Origin of the sequence: Leptolyngbya sp. FACHB-711 (assembly GCF_014695615.1) — a bacterium.
Taxonomy (GTDB): Bacteria; Cyanobacteriota; Cyanobacteriia; order Elainellales; family Elainellaceae; genus Leptolyngbya_A.
In genome coordinates this window covers 1-2,165 of record NZ_JACJOR010000009.1, presented here as the reverse complement: position 1 = coordinate 2,165, position 2,165 = coordinate 1, and the positions used below count along the sequence as shown (strand labels likewise).

Sequence of the window (2,165 nt, the reverse complement as noted above, 5' to 3'; positions counted from 1 at the left end):
TTTCTAATTGTCTTGCCAATTCACGTACTGATTGTGTTAATTGCCGACATCATCACTCCAAAACTAATAAACTGGAGTGGAAGTAAATAAATTTTAGAGTTCATCTTTAACTACAAATTACGGTTAAAGATTGGCGGTAGGTTAACAATCAAGCAAAATCATGACACTACAGATTGCTTGCGATATTGATTTGGTGGCTGTCCCATCTGACGCTTAAACGCTTTGCTAAACGCTGTTTCAGACTCATACCCTACTCGTTCAGCAACCTCTCCTACCGTCAAATTGCTCGATCGCAACAACTCAACTGCCCGAATCATTCGCCAACGGGTAATGTATTGCAGCGGTGCTTCTCCCATTAACCACTTGAATCTCGCTGCAAATCCAGAACGTGACATATTCACCCGTTTCGCCAAATTTTCTACGGTCCAGTTTGTTTCAGGTTGATGGTGAATCAGAGCCAGAGCAATACTGATTTGTGGATCAACCAATCCACGCAACCAATTGCTATCATCCGGCTTCAGGCTACTGAGATAGGCTCTTACTGCCTGAATGAACACAATATTTGACAAGTAGGTAATCATCATTTCTGCACCCGGACGGTTCGATGCTGTTTCGCAGGCAATAAATTGCAGTGTGGAATCCAACCACTCTACCGCTCGTCCTTCTTCTCCTTTAATCAACAGCAACGGTGGCAGGGCAGAGAGTAAAGGATTGATCTCACGGTTTTCAAAACTGGCTTTACCACACAAAACAGTTGTTCCTGTTCCGCCACCACCATAGCTTAGTGTTAGTTGTCCTTGACAGGGGCGATGAGACAGCAATTCTCCCAGGGTTACGACCGGACTATCGGGGTGATCGCGCAAGACATGAGCAACGCCTGTTGGCAGCACCACCAAATCACCCCCCACCAACGGAATTTGTTCATCTACCCCTTCTACCTCCAGCCAGCAGTGACCGCGCATCACTACATGAAATGAGGCATCTGCCATCGCCTCAATCTGCACACCCCAAGGGGCTGAGAACTCGGAGCGACAATGGACGGTGCTGTCTAATTTGACAGATTTAAGAATTTCAGTCAGAGCATCCATCTGATTAGCAAGAATTGGACGATTGAATAGGAATAATAGCTTTTCTGCCATTCTATATCCAATTACTCAGGTTTATAACTGGAGGAAAGTTGAGTTTTTGGAGTCATACCAATGTCGATCGCAATTGCAGGAGCTACCGGAAATACAGGTGGACGGATTGCCCAACAATTGATTGAAGCTGGAGCAGATGTCACTGTTTTAGTAAGAAATTCCGAAAAGCTGAGTTCATTGGTTCGTCAAAATGCGACCGTCCATCAAGGTTCGTTGGAGGATATTCAGTTTGTGATTGAGGCAACCCAAGCTGCAGAAGCTCTGTATTGGGTTGTGCCGTACAACTTTGGTGCTTCCAATTTTCGGGCATATCAGCATCATGTGGGCAACGTTGCGGCGTCTGCTGTTAAAGCGAATCAAATCCCCTATGTAGTCAATCTTTCCAGTAACGGAGCTCATTTACCGCAGGGGATGGGTCCTATTTCTGGGTTGTATGAGGTTGAGCAGCAGTTGAATGCGGTTGCACAAAACATCGTCCACTTGAGACCGGGTTTTTTCATGGAAAACTATCTGATGCAGCTTGACCCAATTCGCAGTGCAAACAGTGTATTTTTACCCATTGCAAGCGATCGCCGTCTCGCCATAATTGCCACCCAGGATATTGCAGCCGTCGCAGCAGAGTTATTGTTGCAACGAAATTGGAGCGGACATTCTGTATTGGGATTGCATGGTCCTACTGATTTAAGCTTTGACGAAGCAGCAGCGATTTTGAGTCAAGAGTTAGGGCGATCGATTGTCCATGTGTCGATTACATCTGAGCAGTTTCGAGCAGAGTTATTGAGGATAGGCGCTAGTGAGAGTGTCGCGGCAGACTATGTAGAGATGTGGCAGAGTTTGAGCCATCCGGAGTATTCTCCCGCAGAACCGCGCACATCACAGACAACGACACCCACAACATTTTCTCAATTTGTGCGGGAACAATTATTACCCCATTTGAGCCAACTCATCCCTGCCTAGGCTAATTGAAGTTGAGGTAGGAGCGATCGCTTTACTGCCAACGCCAACCCAATGCCAGCGCGATCGCTC

At 46.5% G+C, this 2,165-nt stretch carries 2 protein-coding genes; one reads left to right on the top strand and one right to left on the bottom strand.

Annotated features, from left to right (window positions below; genetic code table 11):
- Positions 1 to 158 precede the first annotated feature (158 nt).
- Positions 159 to 1,139 (bottom strand): AraC family transcriptional regulator, encoded by a 981-nt coding sequence (locus H6F80_RS00095; RefSeq protein ID WP_190789594.1) that lies wholly within the window; start codon positions 1,137 to 1,139, stop codon positions 159 to 161.
- A gap of 60 nt (positions 1,140 to 1,199) precedes the next feature.
- Between H6F80_RS00095 and H6F80_RS00090 the strand changes: the two genes are divergently transcribed.
- A complete protein-coding gene (locus H6F80_RS00090) occupies positions 1,200 to 2,096 on the top strand; it encodes an NmrA family NAD(P)-binding protein (protein WP_190789593.1) in 897 nt (298 codons plus the stop codon).
- Positions 2,097 to 2,165: the final 69 nt, after the last annotated feature.